Source organism: Extensimonas soli, from assembly GCF_029211265.1.
In the GTDB taxonomy this organism is placed as follows: Bacteria; Pseudomonadota; Gammaproteobacteria; order Burkholderiales; family Burkholderiaceae_C; genus Extensimonas; species Extensimonas soli.
This window is the reverse complement of record NZ_JARGEL010000026.1, coordinates 37214-62953: the sequence shown is the minus strand read 5'-3', so window position 1 is coordinate 62953 and position 25740 is coordinate 37214. Positions and strand designations below refer to the sequence as shown.

The window sequence follows — 25740 nt, the reverse complement described above, 5'->3', positions numbered from 1 at the left end:
TTCGGTTCCGTGTTCCGCCTTCAAGGGACAAATGGCCGAAACGGTGGACTTTGGGCCAAAACCGGGGACATTTGTTCGGACTACGAAGTGGAATCGAACTGTTCTCTGTCCAGTTCCCGGGCGAGTTCATGCCATAGTGGCACGCGCGATGGCGGTGCAGGCTCTGGCTCCGTATCTGGTTGTCGGGGTGCTTTGGGCTCCGGCGGCCGACCGACAGTGCTGTGGTTTTGCTCCCATTCCCAGAGGGCTTGCAGCGAGAAGCGGACGCTGCCAACCAAGGCCAGATGTGGAACCTGCTTCCTGGCACGGTATTCCGGGGTTGTGAACCAGTGTTTGGGCAGTCCGGTCGCCTCAATCACATCCTGGGCCGTGACGTAGAACGCCCCGGCATCTTCTTCCGTTTCAGGCTGTTCCTGCGGCCGAGTCACGACTTTGGGCACGCGTTCACCGTCACCAAGAATCGCTGACCAGTGCTGCGCGCTCTGTCGCTCGAAGCCGAGGATGTCGGCTTCGTGGTAACGGACATACTGGAACAATTTGTGCCAGGTGGGCCCTTCGTTGTCAGAACGCCAGCGTCGCAAGGTTTTCAGGCTGATCTTCCAGCGGGCGGCAAGCTGCCTTTCGGTCATCACGGGGTAATGCATCTTCTTCTCCAAGACTGATGCCCCCATGACAACGCTGTTCCTTGTAGAAGCCACACGACCACGGAGCCAGCCAGGAAGGCCTCGGGGTAGAGGCGGATCGTGCTCTGGATGTCATTGTCGGCGCCGACCAGGCGAGCCTCGTGGCCCTGGGGACCACGGCGCAACACGAAGAGCTGGCCGCCCGACAGTTCTCTCAGTGCCACGGGTGAGTGGGTGGTGAGGAACACCTGCAGCGGGGCAGCGGCCTCCTTGGCACCGAGGGAGCCCAGAAACCGCGCGATGCGGTGCGGCTCCAGCCCGTACTCCAGTTCATCCGAGAGCACGATCGACGCCTGACCGGCCGCCTTGCGCTGGAGGCCAGCGACAAGCAGACGGGTGGACCCGACGCCCAGACTGCGAAGCGGGATGCCGCTTTCGTTGTGCAGGGAGATGGTGCCGCCACCGAACGACACCGAATGCGAATCCAGCAGCGCCTTGGCTTTGGCGCCGATGTTGACGCCCAGTTCCTGAGCAGTGGTGGTGACGATCCCCAGCGCTTCTCCCAACTGTTGTTCGGCCTGGTCTCCGAAGGCACTGCGCGCATCCCTTGCGGCCTTGACCAGAGCGGCTGAAGCGTCGGCTCGTTCCTCCGAGATGCGGTTCAGTACGGAGCCGCGCTGCCATCCCAGGTTGAAGTCCGCCAGGGCACCGATCCGAGTGGGCGCCAGGGCGACGCGATCCTTCCATGCGAGCGTCTTGACGATGCCTTGCTGTGCGGCGCGGTCGGAGACAAGGGTCCACGAGGGCTCCAGGTCACTGGCGACCGTCAGGTTCAGGCAGAGCACAACCTCCGCGCCGGCAGAGGGTTCGTCTTCGACGACGCCAGTGTTGGCGTGGTATCCGCGCAGGAACGCACCGAAGCTCTCCAGCGTTCTCATGCTGTCATCGAGGTCGCCGAGCGTCAGCGTGATGCTGATTGGGGTCGTGATGTCCAGGCCGAAGAAGTCCGCATCCGAGAACTGGACATTACGCCTGGCCCCCAGGCATAGATCGATCGCGTCCAGTACCGTGGACTTGCCGCTGTCGCCCGGGCCGATCAGGCAGTTGATGCCAGGCGTCGGGCACCAGGCCAGCAACTGGATGCCGCGGAAGTTGGCGATCTCGATCTTTCTGATTCGTGCCATGGGCTGCCTCTCTGGTGATCGTACGGCCGTGGCCACGAGGGTTGCGCGCCGAAGAGCCCGGCGAAGTCCATCATTCCCGCCGCATGGGTGTCTTGCCGGAATCGCTTCTGCTCACCGAACGATCGAGGGCGACTCAATTACGCCTTGACCTCAAAGCGCAGGTAATCCGTGAACCGTTTCGATTCGTTGATTTCGTCATGGGGCACCAGCAGGTACTTCCAGGGTTTGGTGCCTACGTTCGCCGCGTGATCGGAAGCGTGCTTGCACCAGCGCATGGCGGCAGCGGCCTTGGCCTGAACCTCCTGGGTGTTGATGTCGGCGCGTGCCTTGGTCTCCACCATGAAGATGGTCGCGTCCGTCTCGGCGACGAAGTCGGGGATGTATTCCGGCTGCTCGGTGCCGAGCTTGTAATAGATCTGGAACTGCCCCTTCGCGGGCTTGAACCACTTCAGGGCGTCGCGCTCCAGGGTGATGGCGAAGCGCCGCTCCGTGTCCGAATCGAACTTCTGCAGCGGATACAAGCAGCGCGCGAATCCGCCGAACAGCATCTGCTTGATGCGGCTGGTCTCGGTCACGGTCTCCCGGAAGTGGTGGGCCGTCTGACCTGCCGTGGCGGTGTAGTTGCACGGCTTGAGTTCGGTGAAGCCGCGACTGACCTGCACCTCGTAGTCGGTCGCCTCTTCCCAGAAGTGGGCCATCATCTGCGCGTGGATTTCCCGTGCGATCAGGCGGCGGTCACGATCGAGGACGCTGATGGCTTCGTCCTCGGACAGGTAGCCGCGCAGGTGTTGCACCATCTGGCCCGCGAGGTCGTAGAGCAGATCGGCGTGGGTGAAGTAGTCGATGTCATCGAAGTCCACGAGGGCGTGGACGATGTAGTCCTCCGGGCGCTGCTCCTTGAGCCCGACCTCGGCGGCCAGAGTGAACTGCTCGTTGGTCCGCAGCATCTGCCCGACGATCTCGCGCTGGCCCGGCTGGAGATGGAGCTGGCTCACATCCAGCTTGAAGGCGTGGAAGCCGGTCGTGACCTCGCCGGTCGGCACCACCGCGATGCGCGGGATGTCGATGGTCTGCTGCACCACGATCTCGGTGGTCTTCGCCACCACGGCGGACAAGTCAAGTGCGGGGACTGATTCATCCACGCCCGCGAGCAATTCGCCTTGCAGCGGCTTCAACCGCTCTGCCACCTCCGCGAGGATTTCCTTCTGCACTTCGGGTTTCAGCAGCGCGCTGCTGGTTGGCACCAGATCGCGCTTGACCTCGTACTTGCCGATAACCTCCATAACCATTCGTGCGGCTTGCCTCTCCGCCTCCGTGGTGAACACCGGTTTGGGCACAGGGACTTCCGCTCCACTGTCAGTGGCTGAAGCCCCTGTGACCACGACCGGTGCTTCCGTCAAACCGAGACGCGCCGATGCACCTGATTCGACCTGCACGCTGACCTTCTTGTCGTCGGCGCTCGGCGCATCGAGGATGACGTGCTTCAGGCGAATCGGCGAGTCGCCGCGGTTGGCCTCGTCGATGATCTCCTGGAACTTGTCGTGCGCGACGATGTTCAAGCGATCCACCGACGCGACGCCCGTGCGCTTGCCGTAAGGCAGGCGCAGGCCGCGCCCGATGGACTGCTCGATCAGCGTGCGGGCATTAGCCGCACGCAGCGGCACGATGGTATAGAGGTTGGTTACGTCCCAGCCCTCCTTGAGCATGTTGACGTGAATCACGATCTCGGTCGGCTCGTCCACGCTCTCCACGGCTAGCAGGCGCGTGATCATCTCTTCTTCCTCCGCGCCGGTACGGCTGGAATCGACCTGGATCACCTTGCCCTGGTAACGCCCCTCGTAGAAGGCTTCCGACTCCAGAAGTGCCAAGAGTTGCCCCGCGTGCGTGGTATCGCGAGCGATGACGAGCATGAAGGGCTTGACCGGCTTGACGCCGTTCTCGCGGGCATAGGTGAGCAGCTCGACCTTGGTCGTCTCGTGCAGGCGCACACCGTCTTCAAGCTTGGTCTTCTCGATCTCCTCGGGCGTGTGCGCTTTGGCGTCGAAGTTGCGCTGGGTGACCACAGCAGGCTCCTTGACGAAGCCATCCTCCATCGCGCGCGCCAGCGGGTAGTCCATCACCACGTTCTTGAACGGGACTGGCCCACGGCTGGACTCGACGAACGGCGTCGCCGTCACTTCCAGACCGAATAGCGGCTTGAGTTCGTTGATGGCGCGCACGCCGGCGCTGGCCCGGTAGCGGTGCGACTCGTCCATCAGCAGCACCAGGTCAGAAAGACTAGCCAGGTGGTTGAAGTAGCTGTCGCCAAGCACTTCCTTCATCCGCTTGATGCGCGGCTCCTTGCCGCCGCGCACCTCGGAGTTGATCTTGGAGATGTTGAAGATGTTGATACGCACGTCGTGAGCGAAGCCCATTGACTGCTCGTCTACCGCCGCACCGGTCTGGTCGTAGTTGTCGCCGGTGATGATCAGCGGCGGTTGCTGCGCGAATTCGGCGATCCCCTTGAACACGTACTTTGGCGTGTTGCGCGTGAAGTCCGTGATGAGTTTGTTGTAGATCGTCAGGTTGGGAGCGAGCACGAAGAAGTTCTTGATGCCGTGCGCCAGATGCAGGTAGGCGATGAAGGCTCCCATCAGGCGGGTCTTGCCCACGCCCGTGGCCAGCGCGAAGCACAGCGACGGGAACTCGCGCTCGAAGTCCTCCAGCGTGCTGAACTCGGCCTTCAACGTGGACAGAATGGCCGAGACATCACGCTCGTGACCCAATAGCTCGGGCGCAGCATCGAGCGCGCGAGCGAGCTTGATGAGGGACTCGGCCTGGGGCGGGCGGAGAGACAGACGGCCGGTAACGGCGTGCAGGACGCGGGTGCTCATTATTCGTTCTCCCCAAACAGGCCGCCCTGTCCCGCGTTGGCGAGGGCCGCTTTTCTGCTCTTAGTGTTCTTGACGCTATTGCCAGAGGCCGCAGGCTCGGTCTTCTCAATCTCCGCCATCGGCAGGTTGGTCACATTCAGGCTGTAGTCGTCACGGCCCCAATGGCAGCGGGCCAGCACCATCTTCGGAATCTTCTTCAACGTCAGGTTCGGCCAGCGCTCCGCCGCTTTGGCCGCCGTGACTCCGTGGAAAGCTGCGCAGCACACCAGCAGGCTCCGCTCCGGGCCGACTTCATCGGACAGGGCTTGCAGTTGCTCAGCGGACAGGTTCTGCGTGGTGACATAGATGAAATCGCGCTCGCTGGAGTGGCCGTGCTGCCACCAGTGCGTTTCTGACGGCGCGTAGTTGAAGCCTTCCAGCTTGGCCAGCGCCTCGGCCAACATCGCGGCATTGAACTCCGGGTTGATGACAGGGTTACCCCAACGGTCGTTGACGATCAGGCTAGGGGCAAGGCTGTAGTACCGAAAGCCGCCCCCACCTTTCCAGCCGACGTTCTCGGAAATACCGCCATCGTCTTCTCCGTCAATCACCTTCTTCAGGCGCGGAATGACGTGCGTATGGCAGTGCTCGCCCAACTCGACCATGATCCAGCGGCGGCCCATCTTGTGCGCGACCGCGCCGGTGGTGCCAGAACCAGCGAAGGAATCCAGAACGAGGTCGCCAGGATCGCTAGCGAGAGAGATAACCTTGGAAATCAACTTCTCAGGCTTAGGGGTAGGAAAGTCCCCAATCCCTAACGCTCTCAGCTCTCGAATGCCGTCTTGGTTGTGCCCGAACTCTGCTCCATCTGCCCACAGCGTCGTTGGGATGACTCCCTCCGCCGCTTCGCTCAGGTACATCTTCAGCCTAGGGGCGCTTTCCCCTGATGCACCCCAGTAGATTCGCCCTTCGGCATCTAGCTTCCTAAATCCGCTTGGGTTGCGACTCCAGCATCGATTCGGTGGTGGCAAGAACACCTTTCCGGTTGGAGACGTAACCTCAAAAATATTCTCGGAGACGCCTGTCTTCGCATACTGCCTACCACGCGCTCCGCCAACAAGGCTGATTGTCATAGTGACGGATTGCCACGGCCCTTTCGGATCGTTGTCAGGATTGCTATACCGCTCGTTCTGCTTCTCCGAGCGTCCGAATTGATTCAAACGCAGGCGCGTCTTGTCCTTTGCGTACACCAAGATGTGCTCATGGGCCGATGAAAAAAATTGAGCATTGCTGCGAACCGCGTAGGACTTGTTCCATATAACGTTGGCAATAAAGTTCTCGCGGCCAAATATCTCATCTGCCAGCGCCTTGCAGTAATGAGCTTCATTATCGTCAAGCTGAATCCAGCAACTTCCCTCGTCTATCAGTAAGTTCCGTAGAAGGATCAGACGCTCACGAATCAGACCCAGCCATATCGAATGCTCCAACCCATCTTCGTATTGCGCAAAGGCTGATCCGGTGTTGTACGGTGGATCGATGTAGACGCACTTGACCCTCCCAGTGAACTCCTGCTCCAGTGCTTTTAGCGCCAGCAAGTTATCGCCAAAGATCAGCCGGTTATCGAAGACGTCGTTGTCCGTGATGCGATGCTTAGCGTGGTAGGACTTCTCCGGATCTTCCAGCAGGATGCGCGGCTCCAACTTGGGACGCTTCTCCTTGCCGATCCAGGTGAGTTCTAGTTTTTGCTTGCTCATGGCGTTGCTCTCATAGTTGTGGCGCGCGGCTCGACAAGTAGGCGATCAGGCGCTTGCGCGGATACGCGTCCGCTGCATTCTGAATATTGCGTAGTGGCGCTATGGCCGGATCGGCACCCAGCGCAAAATGTGCTTCCATCAGGTCGGCCAGGAAGGCGGCGACGTTGCCCTGGTTGCGGAAGTAAGCCAGCGGCCCCTCAAGAACGAGTCGTTGCTGGCCGAGGTCGAAAGCCTGCTGCCGGAGCTGATCGAGCGGCTGGCTGATCAGCGCGGGAATCGCTGCCGGGTCGATGACGGCCGCCGTGCCAATGCGGCTGCGCAGGCGCTTCATCATGACGGCTGTGATGACGTGTACGCCGTGACGGTAGATCAGACGTTCCTGGCTGCGCGCTGGAGCCTTCTGCTCGTAATCCACCACCAGGGCGCGGATGGCGCGGTGGCACAGGACCGCATTGATCAGCGTCACGCCCGGTAGCGCGGCAGTGAACAGCGCCTGGTACTCGGTGGAGTCGGGGTTGGCGAGCCGCACCGGTTCGCTCTTGAGCCATACGGCGTAGCGTGGGTCGTTCTGTTGCGAGGCCATTGCCCGCAGAGCCTCATCGAGCGTGATGGCCTTGGGGCCGGTCGCGAGGGCCTCGGGGCGATAGTGGTAATCGAAGCTGAGGTGGGCGATCTCCTGCCGTAGCCGCTCCTGGTTCTCGTCCAGCGAGGCGAAGTTCGCGGTCTGCACCGGGTTCTGGTGGTTGCGAGCCTTGGTCACGCTCTTCCCAAACTGGCCGTCCGCCGATGCCTTAATCAAAGTGAGCATCACCTTGGCGTCATCGATGCTCTTGCCCGGATGCTGGCGCACGAACTCGGCAGCCGACGCCACCGTCTGCGCGCCGTTGATGATGGACAAGCCGCGCACCTTGAACTTCTTGACGCCATTCTTGTTAGCCTTCGGCTCGATCAGGTCGCAGACGGCCGTGACGCCATTGTTCAGGTAGAAGAAGTCCGCCGGGGCGTCATGCAAGGTCGTCTTGATGGCCTTGTTAACATCAGACTTGCTGCTGCCGAGGAAGTAGCGGATGTTGCGTTCGTACAGGGCCTTGCCGTGCGTCTGATGCAGGGCCACCAAGTCCGCCAGCCGCGCGACACCGTAGTACGTGGCTCGCGGGCTTTCGACTTTCGCGTGCTTCTGCAACGCGATATCCGTGTGCACGGGTTGGTAGGCCTGCTCCGCCAACAGATCGCGGGCGATCTCGGTTGCCGTGTAGTATTCCACCTGTTTGACCAGCCGCTCTTCGTCCAGGGCTTCGTCGTCGAGCAGCGCCTGCAAGGCGTCGCGGGCCGTTTGCGATACACCATCGCCGGTGCAGGGCACGACCAGCTTGATGTGGCTGCACGCATCGAGTGCGCCCTCGATATCAGCCTTCCGATTTAGGACGTTCCCGTTGAACGCGGTGAAGTCCTGTTTGAGCAACAGGCGAATGCCCTCGCAGAACGGCAGCGCATCCTCCTGCTTGAACTGCTCGGACTCCTTCAACTTGGTTTGCAGCAGGTACAGAGTCTCCGACGGCGCGTGGTAGTGGATCGCGTCGATGCCCTTGTCGTTGAAATCATCCACGACCGAGGCGGCCGCCACCTGCGGCGTAATGTCGAGCAGTTTGTGGAGGACGAAGGCGCTGAAGGCCCGCGAAAGCTGTTTCGCCGCGTGATCGGCGGGATTGACGTTGCCGAGCAATGGCGGCAGGAACGGCACGAAGCGGGCGGCGAGCACCTGCTTCAAGATGGCCAAGTACTGAGGTTCGAGCGCCGGCATCAGGCCCTCCCGCCAATCCGAGCGCGCGCACGTGCCTGGGCACGCGCTTGCAGCGCTGCTTGCACCTGGGCGTAGAGCTGAGCGTTGGCCTGCTCCCGATCCGCCAGCACCACGGCGACGGCATAGGGCTCGTCCCCATCGCGCCCATCGGACCAAAGGCTGTCTTGCCGGGTCACCACGACGAACACCTTGTGACCGTTGGCCAGCGCCTGTTTGAAGCGCCATCGAGAGACCTGCAACGTGCCGTTCTTGCGGGTGTCGTTGGGTAGCCAGCGGCCGTTGGCGCGTTCGCCCATGCCTTCTTCCCGATTGCGCCGGTAGGCTTGGGTGACCTCATCCAGGCTGCCAGCCGTCACCAGGTGGAACCACAGTTTGGCTCTTCGGTAGTCCAGCCGCGTGGTGCGCACGGCAGGGCTGTAGGCGAGCGCGACGGTCACCTCACGCGTGCGGCGGCCACCGTCCCAGAAGCTGTCTGGTAGAGGTAATTCGAAGAAGTGGTGCTGGTCGTTTCCGACGCGCTCTTCGGCCAGCAGGGTGACGGTGTGATCAAGCGAGCGGAACAGCGCCGCATCGTCCACGCGCCCATACCCGACGAGGCGCAGGAGTTTGTCGCGGCCTTCAGCATTGTTGCCGGGGTTCAACAGCGCTTCGCAGGCTTGCGGCCAGCGGGCATGGGCGCCGATCAGTGCGCGCAGCAGGCTGGGCGAAGCGTCGGGCACTTCGGCCAGTAGCCGCGCGGCTTGGTGGGCGACTTGGGGGGCGGCGTAGCTAGTGCCGATGTCTTCCTTGAACGCCGGCCCCAAGGCAAAGCCGCCGTTGAGCGACACCACTCCCAGACCGGCATGGTCTGTGCCACCTCCAGTGCGCCGCAAGGCGATGTTGCCGGCATGCGCGACCACGTCGGGCTTGATGGCGCCGCTGGCAGAAGGGCCGCTGCGAGTCAATGGAAACGGCTGCTCCGCCCGTGCCAACACGTGGTCTTCAATCGTGTTGGGATGGCGCTGTGCATTGCGTGTGGCCTCGTTCAGGCTCAAGCCGCCAACGGTCAGCGCGTTGAGCGATGTGGCGGGGTCCAGCAGGCGGGCGTGGCCTTCGAACAGGTAGTCCGGGTAACTCGCGCGTGTATCGGCTGGCAACTGGGATGACAACAAATTGCCCGCTGGTACTACGAACAGGACCCCCAGCTCACGCGTCAGCCGATCCAGCGTGTAGGCGAGCCCGCGCACATGACGGCCATCGTAGACCTTGTTCAGGTCGCCATAGCTTAGGTTGAAGACCCGGCAGCCGTATTGCGCATGCAGTTCGCGCACGGCTTCCTCGACCGCCTTTTCGACGAACTCAGTTTGGTCTTGTCCGTCGTCTTCGAACACTTTGCCGGAGAACAGGCGAAGCTGCGGGACGAACTGCCCTTGCTGAATAGCGCTATGGACATCGCCGTACAACGCAAGCCCGCCGACGAAGGTGCCGTGCCAGTGGGGATCGGTGTCATCCGCACTGCGATGCGGTGCGAGGTAGCCCTGCGCGTCGCCGACCGCTGCGCCGAGCAACGAATGTCCGCGCGTCAAGCCTGAATCCAGCACGGCAATGGACGGAGCATCGTCAGAAGGGGGATCGATCGGAGGAAATTGGTTGATGTCGGTATGAAGCAGTTGTACGGCCACACCCAAGCGGGGCGGCAGGTCGGCAGTGCGCACATCGCGATGGTGCAAGATCTGCTCGGCCTGCGCACCGTTGCAGCGCACACGGACCATGACGAGCGAGGGTTGCTGGATGTCGTCCAGCCGCTCAATGCCTTGTGCATGCAACCAGTCGAGAAAGGCACGCACCATTTGCTGGCGCTTGTCCTGTCGCTCCTGGGGCCATAGTTCGACATCGAGCATGAAGGTTGGCGCGGCTGGAAATCCTTGCTCAAGCAAGGCCGCGCCGGTACGGTCCTGGGGTGTCCAGTGGTCGAAGTCTTCGATGACGTAGAACAGTTCCTTGCGTGTAACAACGCCATCACGTGCAAGGGTGGCCAGGCGGCTCTCGAACTCGCTCAAGCCGTCATCAGTGGCGAATGCCAGCACGATGGATTCATCTTCCTGGCTGACAATCTCCACGCCAGGAATGGCATCGAAGGCGGGCACGCTCTTGTCGCCCGCGCGCAGCCGAATCTTGAGCAGCTTACGGTCGTCGAACCCGCCGACGTCCTCTGCCATCGCACGTTGCCGCGCTTGGTCGAGCCGCCCGGCTAACGCGGCACCATGCGCTCTCGGATCGGCAGGAGGGCGAATTCCCGGATGACGCCTCGGATGGCGCTCCGTTGAGGGCGCTTCTCGCTCCAAGCGCAAGTGTTCATAGGCCATGCCTCCCCCTCCATCCCTTAACTCTTATGACGATACTCACGGGCAAGCGCGGTATCGAGGTGGCTTTTCTCCAGGAACTCCCGGCCGGACAGGATCATTTCCTTGACGGAGCGCCGAAGAACCCGCTCGATGTCGGCGTGCGACATGCCCTTGAACACGGATGCCACCTGGCCATCGTCGGGCTCGAAATTGCGGCGGACACCGGAGAGTTTCAGAGCTAACAAGCGTTTGATCTGCTCCAGATTCGGCATCTCGAAGCGCACAACCTCATCGAAGCGTCGCCAAACCGCCTTGTCCAATAAGGTTTCGTAGTTGGTGGTGGCGATCAGGATGCTCTCGCCTCGATAACCGTCCATCATCTGCAAGACGGCATTTACGGAGCGTTTGAGCTCACCATGATCGGCGCTGTCGCCACGATCCTTGGTCAGGGCGTCGAATTCATCGAACAATGCGACCACGGGATGCGTTGCGACGTAATCGAACACTTTGCGCAAATTGGCGGCCGTCTCTCCCAGAAACGACGAGATGACCGAGTCCAGCCGAACGAGGATGAGCGGCATGGACAGGGAATGCGCGATGACTTCGGCGGCCAGCGTCTTGCCGCAGCCGGGAGGCCCGCAAAACAACAGCTTCTGCGCGGGTTGCAGGCCATAGGATCGAAGCACGTCCGTCCGGTTGTGCTCCATCAGGATTTCATCGAGTGCCGACTGCGAAGCATCCGAGAGAATGATGTCTTTCTCCTCTCGAATCACGGCACGCTCTTCTAGTAGCGCAAGGCCGTTGTCTTTATTTGTCGGCACGCTGGGCAAACTTTGCAGCTTCCGCGCACTCTTCCCGACCGTTGCCTGATCGCCGTAAAGTAAACGCTCAAGGTCATTTGCGAGCAGATGATGGTTCTTCTCGCGCTCCTCTTTGATCACTGCCTCGGACGCCGCGCGAAAGCCCGAAGCATCGCCTTGCGTTCCCGATTTGATGAGTTGCCGCAGTAATTTTCCGCTAGCCATATCTCGCTCTCCTCAATTCTTGGCACGCTTCAACCGCGGCCTGGTCATGCGCAGGTCTAACGGTGCTACTTGATTAGTCATTACACCAGCTCCCACTCGACAGTGAACAGCGTGCGCTCCTCGACCTGCTGTTGGAGTTGCACTTCAAGCTGGCTGATCAAGTCATTGCGCTGCGCTTCGACTTCGTCCTGCCGGGCAAACAACTCGCGGCGCAGCTTGCTGCGCTTACTCTCCAGTTCGCGCTGCTTCTTCTGCCATGACAACTTTTCTTCCAGCGTCGGCGAGGCCGCGGCGGTTCGGCGCACCTCCTTGATCTCGCGGTCGATCTCCTTGATCTCCTGCTCCAGACCGAGCTTCAGGTCGTCCGCCCAGGCATCCAGCTTCTGGACTTCCTGCTCGAAGTAGCCGAGGTTGCGCTCGTTGACGTCGCGCAGGAGTGCGGTCTTGCGGGCTTCCACGTCGGCCAGCAGGGTGGCATCAGGGGCGTTGAACAGACTGGCCGCCTGCGTGGTCGCGGGCAGGCGCAGCAGTTTTTCCGGGTCTTCTTCCGCGAGCACGACGCCGTCGGTCGTGCCCGCCGCAACCAGCAGATGTTGCTCCTGGTTGCCGAGTGTCTCGACCGAGATTAGCTTCACGGTGAGCCATCCGGCCTTGCCGCGCCAGGCTTCAAGCGTGCTGATCTTTGCACCGTGGGCGTTGTAGTCGAACACAAGACGAGCCCCGTTGAGTGCGCGAGCCTTGGCCTGCTCGATGCCCCATCGCGCCAGCGGATGATTGATGCGGTATAGATGCGCGTCGCCGGAGCGGCGGGGCAATTCGTAGCGCCCCAGCTCGATGCCCGCGAGGCCGCCGTGCTCGACTCCAGTCGGTATGTGGCGGAGATCGAAGCCGTCGTCATCGAACGCGGCGCAATGGACCAGTTCGGCGCGGGTCAAGTCCATCAGCATGCGCTCGAAGCGGTTGCGCGCGTTGCGGCTGTCGTCGGCCCGCATGCGCAGCTTCTCCTGCACCTCCTCATCGAAGTTCTCAAGCAGTACCTGGCGCGTCTTGACCATCGCCTCGTTGATTTCGCCGGAGAGGTCGAGCTGGAGTTGCTCGAAGCTGGACTTGATTTCCTCGGGCTCTCGGCAGTTCTGGTAGATCTCGGCGATACGCCGCTCGAAATCGACACCGGAGCCGATGGCACCCAGCACTTCGTCGCTAGCCCCAAACACGCCCTCGAAGAGCTGGAACTTCTGCGACAGCAGCTCGTACACCCGTGCATCGGCCTCATTGCTGCGGTCGACGAAGTTGACCACCACCACGTCGTGCTTCTGACCGTAGCGGTGGCAGCGCCCGATGCGCTGCTCGATGCGCTGCGGGTTCCACGGCAGGTCGTAGTTGATGACGAGCGAGCAGAACTGGAGGTTGATGCCTTCGGCTCCGGCCTCGGTGGCAATCATGACCTTGCCACGCTCCTTGAAGTGCTCGACCAGTGCCGCACGGGTGTCGGCAGTCTTGGAGCCGGTGATGCGGTCGGTGCCTTCGTGGCGCTTCAGCCAGTCCTTGTAAATCGCCTGCGCACGCTGGTCGCTATTGGTGCCGTTGAAGAGCACGATGCCGTCGCCGTATGGCGTGTCGGCCAGCAAGTTGAGGAGGTATTCCTGCGTGCGCTTGGACTCGGTGAAGATGATGGCCTTCCGGGCCGCGCCCAACCGATCCAGTTCGGCGAAGGCGCGATCCAGCGCGGTGAGTAGCGCCTTGCCCTTGGCGTTGTCCCGGATGTTGGTTGCCAGCGCTTTGAAGTGGCGCAGCTCGTCGATCTCCTGCGCGATGGCCTCGCGTTCCGTTCGGCTCGATGCTTCGACATCTGAGTCTTGGTCGCTCCACTCATCGGCGGTTTCGTCGAGCGACTCGTAATCCTCGTCGAGTTCATCGACCAGATCGGGAGCCTCGGTGACTTCGTCGAGCACACCCTGGAGACGCTTGGCCATCGTCTCCAACGCACCCGCAATCGCGTGCGTGCTGGAGGCGAGCAGCTTCCATAGTACGAGCGAAATCAGTTGGCGCTGCCCCTCGGGCAGGGCCTTGAGGTTGGGGCGGCGCAGGTAATCGGCGACGAGCCTGGAAAGTTCCTGCTCTTCGCTCGACGGCGTGAACTCCTCGACGATGGCCTTGCGCGCTGTGTACGACACGTAGGGCTGAACCTGTTTGCGCAGGGTGCGCTTGCAGATGGGGGCCAGCCGGTCACGCAGGCTGCTGAAGGATTGCTCTCTGCCAGTGAATTGCGAGCGGAAGCTATCAAGGTCTCCGAACACGCGGTCATCGATGAAGCTGACCAGCCCATAGAGTTCGAGCAGCGAGTTCTGCAACGGCGTCGCGGTCAGGAGCGCCTTGGAGTGAACGCGCGACAGCGCCTCCTTGAGGGTCTTGGCGATGACGTTGCTGGTTTTGTAGACGTTGCGCAGGCGATGCGCTTCGTCGAGGACGACCAAGTCCCAGTCGATGCCCTTGACATCGTCAGCCTTGGCCTTCGCGAACTGGTAGGAACAGATGATCGGACCGGAGGCGAACAGGAACGGGTTCCGCTGCTCCTGTTTGCGGATCGCGTTGTAGCTTTTGGCTTCGAGGATCAGTCCTTGCAGGCCGAACTTGTCCTGCAGCTCTTGGTGCCATTGCTTGCGCAGGTTCGCTGGAACGATGATGAGCACCTTCCGCCGCCGTTCCGCCCAGCGTTGGGAGATGACCAAGCCGGCTTCGATGGTCTTGCCTAGACCAACCTCGTCGGCGAGGATCACGCCGCGTGAGAGGGGGTTGCGGCAAGCGAAGAGCGCGGCCTCGACCTGATGGGGATTCAGATCGACCTGCGAATCGACCAAAGTCGAAGCCAGCGACTCCACCGAGTCGCCTGCTGCACGCCTGGTCAGCAGCCAAGCAAAGTACTGGCTCTGGTGCGGCGTCAGAAGCTGCTGTGTCGTCAACGGCGATCCTCCCCTTAGTTCTTCCCCGAGCGTGATTCGGCGGCTGGCATGGTCCGCGCTCACTCGGCCTCCGGCTTCTTCTTGTTGATGCTTTCGGCGATCCACCGATCCAGCTCCGAGCGGCGAAAGCGCCAGGTTCCCCCAAGCTTGAACGCCGGAATCTCTCCTTTCTGGGCAAGGCGATAGACCGTCCGTTTGCCGGCTTTGAGGTAGGCCGCGACTTCCTCCAGCGTGAGGATCTCGCTTTCGACTTCACTCATCTGAAAACCATCTGGTTTGGTCTTTCGTGACTTTGGATTGCCAAGTTTGCCCAATTCTACAAAAGGGTGGTAGGCGCTAGCCAACAAGAAATCCACCAGGCATTGCGCGAATGTCGGCCAACGCGACCAACAAATCCGGTCATGCCGTAGTTCCCATTCCCTGCGGCGCAAAGCGAGAGCGCGCCACAGCATCTGGCCATCCGCTTCAACGGGGAATGGCACGATGGGACAGACCAACCGCCGCACATCCGCATGGCCTGCGCTTGCCATGGTGTTGGCTGTGTCGTTTTCGGCGCTGCAGCCTGCCGTCGCCGCCGACAGCCTCGCCTTGGAGCGTGAGCAGCTCGCCGCGCTCGCCCGCCAACTCGACCTGATCGACCGCCTCGCCGAGCACGCCGCCCATACCGCTCCGCAGGAACGCGCCCGCTACCACTTCGACTACGCCCGACTGCGCGCCGACCTGAAGCGCGTTCGCGCCGGCTTGCAGGACTACCTCGTGCCCCAGCGCGCCCAGCCGCGCGATCCCGTCCCGCTGGCCGGCGATTACGTCCACCGCGACCGCGCCGACGACGAGGAGCCGTCGCCATGACGCCCTCTGCCGATCAGGTCGCCGCCTTCCAGGCCAACGGCGGCTTTGCGCCTTCGGCCGTCGCTGCCGTGGTGCTGGGCTTCGTGTTCGCCGTGTTGCTGCTGTGGGGCGTGTGGGCCATGCGCACCGCCTACGTCGGCTGGGCCGAGCACCGCATCACTGAACGTCAGTTCCTCGCCGTCGTCGTGCGCTTCGTGGCGATGTACCTCGTACTGACCTTCTTCCTCCTCTCCTGACCGTCACGAAAGGCCATACGCCATGAACATGCCACCGACACCCCATCGCATTCCGTCCCGCATCGCCGCACCGCTGCTGCCGCTGGCGCTCGCAGGCCTGCCGCTGTCGGCCTTCGCGCAGGGCCTGCCGACCATGGAAGACCCATCGCGCGGCCAGGGCAGCGGCATCCTGCAGACCTTGCAGAACTACGGCTACGACATCGTGCTGCTGATCGCGCTGCTCGTGGTCGCCTCGATGTTCGTCGGTGTCTGCTATCACGCCTACACGCGCTATTCGGAGATCCACACCGGCCGCGCCACCTGGGGCCAGTTCGGCCTGACGGTCGCCGTGGGCGCGATCCTGCTGGTGGTCGGCATCTGGCTGCTCACCAAGGCCACCGGCGTGCTGTGAGGGCGGCAAGCGATGGCCGTACCTCCGGAGACCCCGCGCGACATGCTGGTGACCTTCCTGCCGCACCGGCTGAACCGCCAGCCGGTGGTCGTGCGCGGGCTGACCGCCGACGAGTTGTGGATCTGCGCCGGCCTGTCGGCCGCCGCCGGATTCGCGCTCGGCCTGCCGCTGGCCTGGCTCACGCACAGCATCGCCATGGTGCCGACGCTGATCGTCGCCGGCATCGCGCTGGGCGTCTTCGTCGGCGGTGGTTTTCTGCGCGCGCAGAAGCGCGGCCGGCCCGACACCTGGCTGTACCGGCAGCTCCAGTGGCGGCTGGCATTGCGGCACCCGGCGCTGGCAGCGCTCCTGGGCGGGCAGCGCCTCATCACCCGCTCGGGCTACTGGACTAACCGGCGCAACGCCGATCGAGGTGCGCCATGAGCCGTTTCAGGAACGAGGTTGCGCACCTGCAGGCGCACGTGAAGACGTTGCGTCTGGGGGCCGGCGCGCTGTTCGTGGTGGCGCTGCTGCTCGGCTTCGGTTGGTGGAGTGCGCCGAAGAGTCTCACCATCCATGTGCCGCCGGATCTGCGCTCGGGCAGCACGCGCAAGTGGTGGGACGTGCCGCCCGAGAGCGTGTATGCCTTCTCGTTCTACATCTGGCAGCAGGTACAGCGCTGGCCCACGAACGGCGAAGAGGACTATCCGCGCAACTTGCGCGCGCTGTCGGCCTACCTGACGCCGAGCTGCCGGGCCTTCCTGCAACAGGACTACGAGTACCGGCGCGCCAGTGGCGAGCTGCGTCAGCGCGTGCGCGGCATCTACGAGATTCCCGGCCGCGGCTACGGCGATGATCCGGCCTCGCGCGTCAAGATGGTCTCCGACCGCGATTGGATCGTCACGCTCGACGTGAGCGCGGACGAATACTACGGCTCCGAGCAGGTCAAGCGCGCCCTGGTGCGCTACCCCATCAAGGTCGTCCGGCTGGACATCGACCCCGAGCGGAACCCCTTCGGCCTGGCGCTGGACTGCTACGCCAGCGCACCCCAGCGCATCGAAACGCCGCCGACGCCACCCCAGGCCGGCGCGCCCGCCAACGCCTCCGGCCACCTGCAGGGAGACCCCCCATGAAGCCCATTGCCTTGTCGGCCCTGGCCGGCGTCCTGCTGATCCTCGGTTTCGTGCCGGCCAGCCAGGCCGTGGAAATCCTGCGCTGGGAGCGGCTGCCCCTGCCGGTGCCGCTGGTGGTCGGCCAGGAGCGCGTGGTCTTCATCGACCGCAATGTGCGCGTCGGCGTGCCGGCCAGCGTCGGTGACCATCTGCGCGTGCAGAGTGCGGGCGGCGCGATCTACCTGCGGGCGAGCGAGCCGATTCCGCCCACGCGGCTGCAACTGCAGGACGTGGAATCCGGCGCGCTGATCCTGCTCGACATCGCCGCCGAGCCGGCGAAGGACGGCCAGGCGCCACTGGAGCCGGTGCGCATCGTGGAAGCGGAGGCCCCCGCGAAGCGCTACGGCGGCGGTGCAGCAAGTGGCGCGGACGAGCAGGCCGATGCGCCCGCAGACAAATCCGTTCCCCGGCGCGAAACGCCGGTATCGGTCGTGCTGACGCGCCATGCCGCGCAGAACCTGTACGCGCCGCTGCGCACCGTCGAGCCGGTCGCCGGCATCGGGCGCGTGAACCTGCGTCGCGACCTCGCGCTGGACACCTTGCTGCCGACGCTGCCGGTGCACGCGCGGGCACTGGCCGCGTGGCGCCTGGAAGACCAGTGGGTGACGGCCGTGCGACTCACCAATACCTCGGCGCGCTGGCTCGACCTCGACCCGCGCGCCCTGCAGGGGAACTTCGTGGCGGCGACCTTCCAGCATCCGAACCTGGGGCCGGCCGGCACCGCGTCCGACACCACGGTGCTCTACCTGGTCACGCGCGGCCACGGCCTGGCCGAGTCGCTGCTGCCGGCGCTGAGCCCGATCGACGCCACCGTGAACCTGCCGCCGGCCGCCGCGGCCGGCTCGACCGGAGGAGCGCGCGATGAAGAGTAATCCGCTGCTCAAGTGGCTGCTGATCCCGATGGCGCTGCTGCTGGTGTTCGTCGGCATCAAACTGTTCTCCGGCACGCCCGGCGGCCAGCCCGCACCCAAGGGCGCGGCCAGTACGCTCACGCCCGAGGAGATGAAAGCCCTGGGCATCGCTGGCGACACGCCGCGCGATACCGTCGCCACGCTGGTGGCCCAGGTGAAGCAGTTGCGCACCGAGCTGCAGAGCGCGCTCGGCGACAACAAGCAGCACAAGGCCGAGAACGAGCGCCTGCGTGCGCGGGAAAGCGCGATCGACCAACGCATCCAGAGCGCGCTGGAAGGCGAACGCAACCGCCTGGAGCAGGAGCGCACCCAGGTGGCCAGCGACAGGCAGCAGACCCAGGGGCTGCTGCAGGATCTGCAGCGGCAACTGGACGGCCTTTCCGGCAAGGGTGGCCCGTCCGACCTGCCCGTCGGGCTGGGGCTGGAAGAGGGTGACGGCAAGCGCTTCAACCGCGGCGCCGGTGGCACGCAGTGGGTCGAGCCCGACGACGCCAAGGTCGACGCCAAGAACGGCAACAAGGAGCCGGGCTTTCCCCTGAGCTTCGGGCCGGCCCAGAAAAGCCTGTCGGCCGCAGTGGAATCCGTCGCCGACGTCGGCAGCCGCGCGGTGGGCGCATCCACGAAGGCTGTCTACACCGTGCCGTCGAACTCGACGCTCATGGGGTCGATTGCCATGACGGCGCTGATCGGGCGCGTGCCGATCGATGGAACCGTCAACGATCCCTATCCGTTCAAGGTGCTGATCGGCCCGGACAACCTCACGGCCAACGGCATCGACATCCCCGACGTGGCCGGCGCCGTGGTCAGCGGCACGGCCTCGGGCGACTGGACGCTCTCGTGCGTGCGCGGGCAAATCCGCTCGGTCACGTTCGTGTTCCAGGACGGCACCATCCGCACGGTGCCGGAGGACAGCAGCAAGGGCGGCAGCAGCGGCGGCAACTCGGGGCACAACGGCGCCAGCATCCAAGGCGGTCTGGGCTGGATCAGCGACCCCTACGGCATTCCCTGCGTCAGCGGCGAGCGGCGCAGCAACGCCCAGCAGTACCTGGGCAGCCAGGCGCTCATCACCGCGGCCGGCGCCGGCGCGGCCTCGCTCATCAAGTCCGACAACGGCAGCGTGGCCGTGGTCGCCAACAGCAACGGCTCGCTGGGCACCGTCGGCATCAGCGGCAACGAAGCGATGGGCCGCATCCTCGCGGGCGGCGTGCGCGACATGGCCGATTGGGTCAACAAGCTCTACGGCCAGGCCTTCGCGGCGGTCTACGTGCAGCCGGGCGCCAAAGTGGCCGTGCACCTGGAGCAGCCGCTCGACATCGACTACGACGCCAAGGGGCGTCGGGTCCACCACCGCACCGGAGAAGCCCATGCCTCGGATCTGGATTGACGCGGCCGCCGTGCTGCTGGCGGCCACCCTGCTCGGCGGCTGCGCCACCAGCAAGGAGAAGCTGCTGCCGCACGGCGACAGCACCATGCTCGACATCTGGCATCGGGAGACCGGCGGCAGCGCGGGCGGCGGCCAGGCCGCGCGGCAACTGCTCGATGCGCGCCAGGGCCTGCGCCGGCCGCTGGTCGAGGCCGATGTGCAGGCGGCGCCCGGCGTGCAGGCGCGCTACACCCGTACCGCGCAGAACGAGATCTACCGCCAGTTCCACCGCCTGCCGAACCCCGACCTGGTGATGTACGTGTTCCCGCACCTGGCGGGCACCGACCCGGTGCCGGTGCCCGGCTACAGCACGGTGTTCCCGCTCTACCAGCGCGTGCAGTACGCGATGCCGGGCGAGCGCGTGGAGGACTACTGATGGCCTGGTCGCTGCCGTGGTCACGCAAGCCCGACGCATCGCCTGCTGACGCCGTAGATGCGGCCGATGATGCCTGGGCACGGCACGTAACGGCGCTGGCGGTACAGGGTGTCGCCGAGCCGGGCAGCGCGCTCGGCCGGGGCCGGCGCAGGCCGGCCACCCAGGCCGACCACGATGCGCTCTATGGCGTCGCGCCGTCGTTCGCGGACTTGCTGCCCTGGGTCGAGTACCTGCCCGGCAGCAAGTGCATGTTGCTGGAAGATGGCCAGTCGGTGGCGGCCTTCTTCGAGCTGGCGCCGGTCGGCACCGAGGGCCGCGAGATGGCCTGGCTGTGGCAGGCGCGCGATGCGCTGGAGAACGCCCTGCAGGACTCCTTCGACGAGTTGGACGACAACCCCTGGGTGGTGCAGCTCTATGCCCAGGACGAGGCCGACTGGGACAACTATCTGCGCTCCCTGGCGAACTATCTGCAGCCGCGTGCGCAGGGCAGTGCGTTCAGCGACTTCTACCTGCGCTTCTTCGCCCATCATCTGCGGGCCATCGCCAAGCCGGGTGGCTTGTTCGAGGACACCACGGTGACGCGCCTGCCGTGGCGCGGCCAGGTCCGGCGCGTGCGCATGGTGGTCTACCGCCGCACGTCCGCGGCCCCGACCCCGCGGCGCGGCCAGTCGCCCGAGCAGGCGCTGACCACGATCTGCGACCGCCTCGTCGGCGGGCTGGCGAATGCCGGCGTGAAGGCTCGGCGTCTCGGCGCAGCGGACATCCACGCCTGGCTGCTGCGCTGGTTCAACCCGAATCCGACCTTGCTCGGCGCCACTGCTGAAGACCGCGAACGCTTCTACGCGCTGACCCGCTACCCGGAAGAGCGGGAGGAGGGCGAGATCGAACTCGCCAGCGGCACCGACTTCGCACAGCGCCTGTTCTTCGGCCAGCCCCGCTCGGACGTGCCCAACGGCCTGTGGTTCTTCGACGGCATGCCGCATCGGGTGATCGTGATGGATCGCCTGCGCACGCCACCCGTGACGGGCCATCTGACGGGCGAGACGCGCAAGGGCGGCGATGCCATGAACGCGCTGTTCGACCAGATGCCCGAGGACACGGTGATGTGCCTGACGCTGGTCGCCACGCCCCAGGACGTGCTGGAGGCGCACCTCAACCACCTCGCCAGGAAGGCCGTCGGCGAGACCCTGGCCTCGGAGCAGACCCGGCAGGACGTGCAGCAGGCGCGCGGCCTGATCGGCAGCGCGCACAAGCTCTACCGCGGCGCGCTGGCGTTCTACCTGCGCGGCCGCGACCTTGCCCAGCTCGATGCGCGCGGCCTGCAGCTCGTCAACGTGATGCTCAACGCCGGCCTGCAACCGGTACGCGAAGAGGACGAGGTAGCGCCGCTGAACAGCTATCTGCGCTGGCTGCCGTGCGTGTTCGACCCGGCTGCCGACAAGCGCCAGTGGTACACCCAGCTCATGTTCGCGCAACATGCGGCGAACCTGGCGCCGGTCTGGGGCCGCAGCCAGGGCACGGGGCATCCGGGCATCACGTTCTTCAACCGCGGCGGCGGCCCGATCACCTTCGATCCGTTGAACCGCCTCGACCGGCAGATGAACGCGCATCTATTCCTGTTCGGCCCCACGGGTTCGGGCAAGAGCGCGACGCTCAACAACATCCTGAACCAGGTGACGGCGATCTATCGGCCGCGCCTGTTCATCGTCGAGGCTGGCAACAGCTTCGGCCTGTTCGGCGACTTCGCGGCACGGCGGGGCCTCACCGTGCATCGCGTGAAGCTCGCGCCCGGCGCGGGCGTCAGTCTGGCTCCGTTCGCCGACGCCTGGCGGCTGGTCGATACGCCGAGCCAGGTACAGACGCTGGACGCCGATGCGCTCGACGAGGACCAGACCGATGCCGGCATGGCCGTGGAAGGCGATGAGCAGCGCGACGTGCTCGGCGAGCTGGAGATCACTGCACGACTGATGATCACCGGCGGCGAGGACAAGGAAGAAGCGCGCATGACGCGCGCCGACCGCAGTTTGATCCGCCAGTGCATTCTCGATGCGGCCCAGCATTGCGTGGCGGACAAGCGCACGGTGCTCACGCGCGATGTGCGCGACGCGCTGCGCGAGCGCGCCCGCGACGCCACGCTGCCGGAGATGCGGCGCGCACGGCTGCTGGAAATGGCCGACGCCATGGATATGTTCTGCCAGGGCGTGGACGGCGAGATGTTCGACCGGTCCGGCACGCCGTGGCCCGAGGCGGACATCACCATCGTGGACCTGGCCACCTTCGCGCGCGAGGGCTACAACGCCCAGCTCTCGATTGCCTATATCTCGCTCATCAACACGGTCAACAACATCGCCGAGCGCGACCAGTTCCTGGGCCGCCCGATCATCAACGTGACGGACGAAGGCCACATCATCACGAAGAACCCGCTGCTCGCGCCCTACGTGGTCAAGATCACCAAGATGTGGCGCAAGCTCGGCGCCTGGTTCTGGCTCGCCACGCAGAACCTGGACGACCTGCCGAAAGCGGCCGAGCCCATGCTCAACATGATCGAGTGGTGGATCTGCCTGTCGATGCCGCCCGATGAAGTCGAAAAGATCGCGCGCTTCCGCGAACTCAACGCTTCGCAGAAGGCGCTGATGCTCTCGGCCCGCAAGGAGGCCGGCAAGTTCAGCGAGGGCGTCATCCTGTCCAAGTCGATGGAAGTGCTGTTCCGCGCCGTGCCGCCCAGCCTCTACCTGGCGATGGCGATGACCGAGCCCGAGGAGAAGGCCGAACGCTTCCAGTTGATGCAGCAGCACGGCATCAGCGAGCTGGATGCCGCCTTCCGCGTGGCCGAGAAGATCGACCGTGCGCGGGGCATCGAACCGCTGGCGCTGGATACGTTGGCCTGACGGGAGCGACACGATGCGCATGCCTTCCTTCGCCCGCCGTCATCCCCGGATCGGTCTGCTGATCGTGGCAACGATTGCGGTGGCCTCGTGGATGCTGCTGCGCGCGCCGCATCCGGCAACCGAGTCCATGTCCCTGGTCGCCGCCGGGTCCGAAGCGCCGAAACCGGCCGGCCCGCCCTGGCTGTATGGCCGTGCCGATGCGCGCTTCACGGTGGTCGGGTACGCCGACCTGGAGTGTCCGTACTGCCGGGCCTACTTCCCCGCGCTCAAGCGCTGGATCGACGCCCATCCCGAGGTGAACTGGCAGTGGCACCACCTGCCGCTGTCCATGCACGAGCCGGCCGCGACTGCCGGGGCGCGCTTGGCCGAGTGCGCGGGCGAGACGGGCGGACACGCCGCGTTTTGGCAGGCCGTGGCCTGGCTCTACGCGAACACCCGTGGCGACGGCCAGGGCCTGCCGGAAGGCCTGCGCTATCCCGACCTCACACCAGCCATGCAGGGTTGTCTCGACAGCGAGCGCCCCGATGCCGTCATCCGTGCCCAGGCGGCGGAAGCGGCACAGCAGGGCATCGCGGCCACGCCGGCCCTGCAACTGCGCGACCGCGAGTCCGGCAAGACCCTCCTGCTGCACGGCCCCGTCGAAGGCGACGCCTTGCTGTCGGCCATCGACCTGCTTGCCGCCGGCAGCACGACCGCAGCCGAACCCGCCCATTCCCCAGACATGCCCGCCGGCGTCGCCGGTGACATGCCCAGGTAGCCATCGATCTTCAAGGCTGCGGCGCGGCTCGTCCGCGTTGATCGAAGCCCGTTCGCATCGCATCCCTTGACGCGAACAGCCACCGCATCCGCGGTGGTGGATGCCCGCTCGTCACCTGTTCCATCCCCATCGTCCCCCGGAGGGTTTGCCCTCCTGGGGCAGGCGCCCTCCGATCTCATCCATTGGAGGTTCGCCATGTCTCTTGTCATCGCCGACTCCTGCCCGGAGTCGCTCACCCTGATCGCCGCCCAGCACGAAGACTGGATCATCCGGCAGGCCATCACCCTGCTGGAGAACCGCGTGTTCAAGGCCGGTCCGGCGCTGGGCAGTCCCGCCGCCGTGCGCGACTACCTGCGCCTGAAACTGGTCGCGGAGCCGAACGAAATCTTCGCCGTCGTGTTTCTCGACAACCAGCACCAGGTGCTCGCCTTCGAACCGCTGTTCAAGGGCACGGTCGACCAGACTTCGGTGTATCCGAGGGTGGTGGTCCAGCGTGCGCTGGCGCTCAACGCTTCGGCGCTGATCCTGGCGCATCAGCATCCCTCGGGGACCACCGAGCCATCGGCCGCCGATCGTGCGATCACCGAGCGGCTGAAGAGCGCCCTGGCCACCGTCGATGTCCGGGTGCTGGACCACTTCATCGTCGGCAAGGGCAGTCCGTACTCGTTCGCAGAAGCCGGCTTGTTGTAGTGCACTCAATTCATCACCACGGGAGCCCTTGGCTCCCGTTTCTTTTCGCCGGTCCGCAGGGAATCGGGGCTGACCGGTTTCGGTTTCTTTGTCGTTCCCTGATCTGCATTTGCGCTCGACTACGAGCCTGCATCGACTCCTCGGAGACGCGACATGCCGGCTCATTTCCTCAACCTTCCTGCCGTCTCGCGGCGCTCCCTGGCCGCCAGGCTGGCCGCTGGACTGTGCGCCGCGCTGCTCGCTCCCATCGCGGCGGCCGCCGATGTGCTCATCGTCACCGACAGCCGTCATCCGGTGCAGGCCCCGGCCGGCGTGCGGATCATCGAGCTGGACCAGGCCACGCGCATCGAGGCCGAACTCGCCGCGCACCTGCCGGCCGACCCGCAACAGGCCGCAGCCCTGGTGCGGCAGCGGTTGCATGACGGCGGCGAGGCGCTGCAGCGCCGCATCGGCCACGCCTATCAAGGTGTCGCGGATGCCTGGGGACTGGGCATCGCCAAGATTCCCGCCGTGGTGGTCGATCGACGCTACGTGGTCTACGGCGAGCCCGACGTGGCCCGCGCCGTCGCGCGCATCAACGCCTACCGGAGCACGCAGCCATGAGCCTCCTGCTGGCACGCCGGCGCCTGCGCGCCACCGCCGCCTCGCTGCTGCTGAGCGCGGCCACATCGACGTTCGCCCTGGACACCGCCACCATCGTCTCGTCGGCGCTGTCCCCCGACTGCCTCGAATACCGCGTGGTCGGAATCTGCTACTGGCTGTACTGCACGCCCTTCGGCTGCTCGGTTCGCACTTCCGTCAAGGTGCGCCACTACGTCCCCGATGCGGTGGTCTCGAGCTACTCGAACACCGGCGAAAACCCGTGGCTGGAAGTCAGGGCGATGAGCATGCCCAACCCGACCGCCAAGGCGGGCGGTGACGGCACGACCAATCACGACAACGAGAACAACCTCGCCAAGTTCAAGAACGCCGATGTCATCGGCCATCCGGCCGGGATGGTGTTCAGCCAGTTCGCCAGCGCCTCCGGCTACACCTGCGAAGGCGCTGGCACGGCCTTCATGCCGTATCTGCTGAGCACGCTCGACACGATCGCCTGGCGCTACAACATCCCGGAAGCGTTCTACCCCGAAGCGCTCATCCCCGGCCGGCGCGAAATCGGTACGCGCACCGGCCTGAACCTCTGGGGCAACGTGTATCCCCGCGGTGGCTTCCTGCACCAGACCGACGACCACAAGAGTGGCGCCGTGGTCGCGCAGCGCGCGGGCGACATTGTGACGCGCCGCAACCAGATTCACGTGTACCAGCCTCTGCTGGCCAACGCCCGCGACGGCTACTGGCCGGCCGGCGCGCTGATGGAGACCGACGCCTCGACGGGCAAGTGGCAGGAGCTGACGCCCACGCTCTCGAACAGTTGCGTGGTTTTCCCGCACAGCCGCACCCGCGTGCAGGCCCAGCGAGGCGACTACGCCTGGGCCCTGTGGCGGCCGTACTCCTGCTGCCGGCGCCGTGGCCAGGTCTTCCTCGGCAGCGTCGATTTCATGTGAG

22 protein-coding genes are annotated in these 25740 nt (G+C 64.8%); 13 read left to right on the top strand and 9 right to left on the bottom strand.

The window, feature by feature from the left end; all coding sequences use genetic code 11:
- Positions 1-80: 80 nt before the first annotated feature.
- The 9 genes from PYV55_RS12635 to PYV55_RS16370 form a co-directional block, all read right to left on the bottom strand.
- A complete protein-coding gene (locus PYV55_RS12635; RefSeq protein ID WP_190286412.1) occupies positions 81-644 on the bottom strand; it encodes a MerR family transcriptional regulator in 564 nt (187 codons plus the stop codon).
- Positions 629-1807: an ATP-dependent nuclease gene (locus PYV55_RS12630; RefSeq protein ID WP_275851755.1), complete on the bottom strand. Its 1179-nt coding sequence runs from the start codon at positions 1805-1807 to the stop codon at positions 629-631. Before PYV55_RS12630 ends, PYV55_RS12635 begins: the two co-directional genes overlap by 16 nt.
- A gap of 137 nt (positions 1808-1944) precedes the next feature.
- Positions 1945-4680, bottom strand: a complete 2736-nt coding sequence (locus tag PYV55_RS12625) for a DEAD/DEAH box helicase family protein (protein WP_275851752.1) — start codon at positions 4678-4680, stop codon at positions 1945-1947.
- Positions 4680-6413 (bottom strand): site-specific DNA-methyltransferase, encoded by a 1734-nt coding sequence (locus tag PYV55_RS12620; protein WP_275851750.1) that lies wholly within the window; start codon positions 6411-6413, stop codon positions 4680-4682. The genes PYV55_RS12625 and PYV55_RS12620 overlap by 1 nt, the downstream gene beginning before the upstream one ends.
- A 10-nt stretch (positions 6414-6423) precedes the next feature.
- A complete protein-coding gene (locus PYV55_RS12615; RefSeq protein WP_275851748.1) occupies positions 6424-8214 on the bottom strand; it encodes an AIPR family protein in 1791 nt (596 codons plus the stop codon).
- Positions 8214-10559 carry a S8 family peptidase gene (locus PYV55_RS12610; RefSeq protein ID WP_237717435.1) on the bottom strand — a complete coding sequence of 782 codons (2346 nt, stop codon included), beginning with the start codon at positions 10557-10559 and terminating at the stop codon, positions 8214-8216. The genes PYV55_RS12615 and PYV55_RS12610 overlap by 1 nt, the downstream gene beginning before the upstream one ends.
- 17 nt (positions 10560-10576) lie before the next feature.
- Positions 10577-11563, bottom strand: a complete 987-nt coding sequence (locus PYV55_RS12605; RefSeq protein WP_003141003.1) for an AAA family ATPase — start codon at positions 11561-11563, stop codon at positions 10577-10579.
- 80 nt (positions 11564-11643) lie between these two features.
- The gene (locus PYV55_RS12600) at positions 11644-14523 is read right to left on the bottom strand and encodes an SNF2-related protein (RefSeq protein WP_275851744.1); all 2880 of its coding nucleotides are present in this window, start codon (positions 14521-14523) and stop codon (positions 11644-11646) included.
- A gap of 59 nt (positions 14524-14582) precedes the next feature.
- On the bottom strand, positions 14583-15005 hold the full coding sequence (locus PYV55_RS16370) for a helix-turn-helix domain-containing protein (protein ID WP_472924680.1): 423 nt from the start codon (positions 15003-15005) through the stop codon (positions 14583-14585).
- Between the two features lies 1 nt (position 15006).
- On the opposite strand from PYV55_RS16370, the gene PYV55_RS12590 reads away from it, so the two are divergent.
- The 13 genes from PYV55_RS12590 to PYV55_RS12530 all read left to right on the top strand — a co-directional run bounded on the left by PYV55_RS12590 (position 15007) and on the right by PYV55_RS12530 (position 25739).
- Positions 15007-15372, top strand: coding sequence for an integrative conjugative element protein, RAQPRD family (locus PYV55_RS12590; RefSeq protein ID WP_275851742.1), 366 nt, complete (start codon positions 15007-15009; stop codon positions 15370-15372).
- Positions 15369-15608 carry a TIGR03758 family integrating conjugative element protein gene (locus tag PYV55_RS12585; RefSeq protein WP_003294214.1) on the top strand — a complete coding sequence of 80 codons (240 nt, stop codon included), beginning with the start codon at positions 15369-15371 and terminating at the stop codon, positions 15606-15608. The genes PYV55_RS12590 and PYV55_RS12585 overlap by 4 nt, the downstream gene beginning before the upstream one ends.
- A 22-nt stretch (positions 15609-15630) precedes the next feature.
- The gene (locus PYV55_RS12580) at positions 15631-15999 is read left to right on the top strand and encodes a TIGR03745 family integrating conjugative element membrane protein (RefSeq protein WP_021248605.1); all 369 of its coding nucleotides are present in this window, start codon (positions 15631-15633) and stop codon (positions 15997-15999) included.
- A gap of 12 nt (positions 16000-16011) precedes the next feature.
- Entirely contained in the window at positions 16012-16422 is a 411-nt protein-coding gene (locus tag PYV55_RS12575) for a TIGR03750 family conjugal transfer protein (RefSeq protein WP_275851734.1), read from the top strand.
- The gene (locus PYV55_RS12570; RefSeq protein WP_275851732.1) at positions 16419-17111 is read left to right on the top strand and encodes a PFL_4703 family integrating conjugative element protein; all 693 of its coding nucleotides are present in this window, start codon (positions 16419-16421) and stop codon (positions 17109-17111) included. Before PYV55_RS12575 ends, PYV55_RS12570 begins: the two co-directional genes overlap by 4 nt.
- Complete coding sequence (locus PYV55_RS12565; RefSeq protein WP_275851731.1) at positions 17108-18022, top strand: TIGR03749 family integrating conjugative element protein; 915 nt, start codon at positions 17108-17110, stop codon at positions 18020-18022. The genes PYV55_RS12570 and PYV55_RS12565 overlap by 4 nt, the downstream gene beginning before the upstream one ends.
- A complete protein-coding gene (locus PYV55_RS12560; RefSeq protein WP_275851729.1) occupies positions 18012-19445 on the top strand; it encodes a TIGR03752 family integrating conjugative element protein in 1434 nt (477 codons plus the stop codon). Before PYV55_RS12565 ends, PYV55_RS12560 begins: the two co-directional genes overlap by 11 nt.
- A complete protein-coding gene (locus tag PYV55_RS12555; protein ID WP_004254902.1) occupies positions 19426-19860 on the top strand; it encodes a TIGR03751 family conjugal transfer lipoprotein in 435 nt (144 codons plus the stop codon). The genes PYV55_RS12560 and PYV55_RS12555 overlap by 20 nt, the downstream gene beginning before the upstream one ends.
- Positions 19860-22748 carry a conjugative transfer ATPase gene (locus PYV55_RS12550; protein ID WP_275851725.1) on the top strand — a complete coding sequence of 963 codons (2889 nt, stop codon included), beginning with the start codon at positions 19860-19862 and terminating at the stop codon, positions 22746-22748. Before PYV55_RS12555 ends, PYV55_RS12550 begins: the two co-directional genes overlap by 1 nt.
- Positions 22749-22761: 13 nt before the next feature.
- Positions 22762-23505: a DsbA family protein gene (locus PYV55_RS12545; RefSeq protein ID WP_275851723.1), complete on the top strand. Its 744-nt coding sequence runs from the start codon at positions 22762-22764 to the stop codon at positions 23503-23505.
- Between the two features lie 195 nt (positions 23506-23700).
- On the top strand, positions 23701-24195 hold the full coding sequence (gene radC, locus PYV55_RS12540; protein WP_059301319.1) for a RadC family protein: 495 nt from the start codon (positions 23701-23703) through the stop codon (positions 24193-24195).
- A 153-nt stretch (positions 24196-24348) separates the two neighbouring features.
- Positions 24349-24798, top strand: coding sequence for a TIGR03757 family integrating conjugative element protein (locus PYV55_RS12535; protein WP_061959006.1), 450 nt, complete (start codon positions 24349-24351; stop codon positions 24796-24798).
- Positions 24795-25739, top strand: a complete 945-nt coding sequence (locus tag PYV55_RS12530; RefSeq protein ID WP_061959007.1) for a TIGR03756 family integrating conjugative element protein — start codon at positions 24795-24797, stop codon at positions 25737-25739. The genes PYV55_RS12535 and PYV55_RS12530 overlap by 4 nt, the downstream gene beginning before the upstream one ends.
- Position 25740 lies beyond the last annotated feature (1 nt).

Bases quoted from the DNA above. Each gene is read 5' to 3' on its own strand.
- PYV55_RS12530 (WP_061959007.1), top strand. From the start codon at position 24,795: ATGAGCCTCCTGCTGGCACGCCGGCGCCTGCGCGCCACCGCCGCCTCG.
- PYV55_RS12555 (WP_004254902.1), top strand. From the start codon at position 19,426: ATGCCTCGGATCTGGATTGACGCGGCCGCCGTGCTGCTGGCGGCCACC.
- PYV55_RS12590 (WP_275851742.1), top strand. From the start codon at position 15,007: ATGGGACAGACCAACCGCCGCACATCCGCATGGCCTGCGCTTGCCATG.
- PYV55_RS12560 (WP_275851729.1), top strand. From the start codon at position 18,012: ATGAAGAGTAATCCGCTGCTCAAGTGGCTGCTGATCCCGATGGCGCTG.
- PYV55_RS12635 (WP_190286412.1), bottom strand. From the start codon at position 644: ATGCATTACCCCGTGATGACCGAAAGGCAGCTTGCCGCCCGCTGGAAG.
- PYV55_RS12545 (WP_275851723.1), top strand. From the start codon at position 22,762: ATGCGCATGCCTTCCTTCGCCCGCCGTCATCCCCGGATCGGTCTGCTG.
- PYV55_RS12620 (WP_275851750.1), bottom strand. From the start codon at position 6,413: ATGAGCAAGCAAAAACTAGAACTCACCTGGATCGGCAAGGAGAAGCGT.
- PYV55_RS12535 (WP_061959006.1), top strand. From the start codon at position 24,349: ATGCCGGCTCATTTCCTCAACCTTCCTGCCGTCTCGCGGCGCTCCCTG.
- PYV55_RS12575 (WP_275851734.1), top strand. From the start codon at position 16,012: ATGGCCGTACCTCCGGAGACCCCGCGCGACATGCTGGTGACCTTCCTG.
- PYV55_RS12625 (WP_275851752.1), bottom strand. From the start codon at position 4,680: ATGAGCACCCGCGTCCTGCACGCCGTTACCGGCCGTCTGTCTCTCCGC.
- PYV55_RS12630 (WP_275851755.1), bottom strand. From the start codon at position 1,807: ATGGCACGAATCAGAAAGATCGAGATCGCCAACTTCCGCGGCATCCAG.
- PYV55_RS12585 (WP_003294214.1), top strand. From the start codon at position 15,369: ATGACGCCCTCTGCCGATCAGGTCGCCGCCTTCCAGGCCAACGGCGGC.
- radC (WP_059301319.1), top strand. From the start codon at position 23,701: ATGTCTCTTGTCATCGCCGACTCCTGCCCGGAGTCGCTCACCCTGATC.
- PYV55_RS12580 (WP_021248605.1), top strand. From the start codon at position 15,631: ATGAACATGCCACCGACACCCCATCGCATTCCGTCCCGCATCGCCGCA.
- PYV55_RS12550 (WP_275851725.1), top strand. From the start codon at position 19,860: ATGGCCTGGTCGCTGCCGTGGTCACGCAAGCCCGACGCATCGCCTGCT.
- PYV55_RS12615 (WP_275851748.1), bottom strand. From the start codon at position 8,214: ATGCCGGCGCTCGAACCTCAGTACTTGGCCATCTTGAAGCAGGTGCTC.
- PYV55_RS12570 (WP_275851732.1), top strand. From the start codon at position 16,419: ATGAGCCGTTTCAGGAACGAGGTTGCGCACCTGCAGGCGCACGTGAAG.
- PYV55_RS12565 (WP_275851731.1), top strand. From the start codon at position 17,108: ATGAAGCCCATTGCCTTGTCGGCCCTGGCCGGCGTCCTGCTGATCCTC.
- PYV55_RS12610 (WP_237717435.1), bottom strand. From the start codon at position 10,559: ATGGCCTATGAACACTTGCGCTTGGAGCGAGAAGCGCCCTCAACGGAG.
- PYV55_RS12605 (WP_003141003.1), bottom strand. From the start codon at position 11,563: ATGGCTAGCGGAAAATTACTGCGGCAACTCATCAAATCGGGAACGCAA.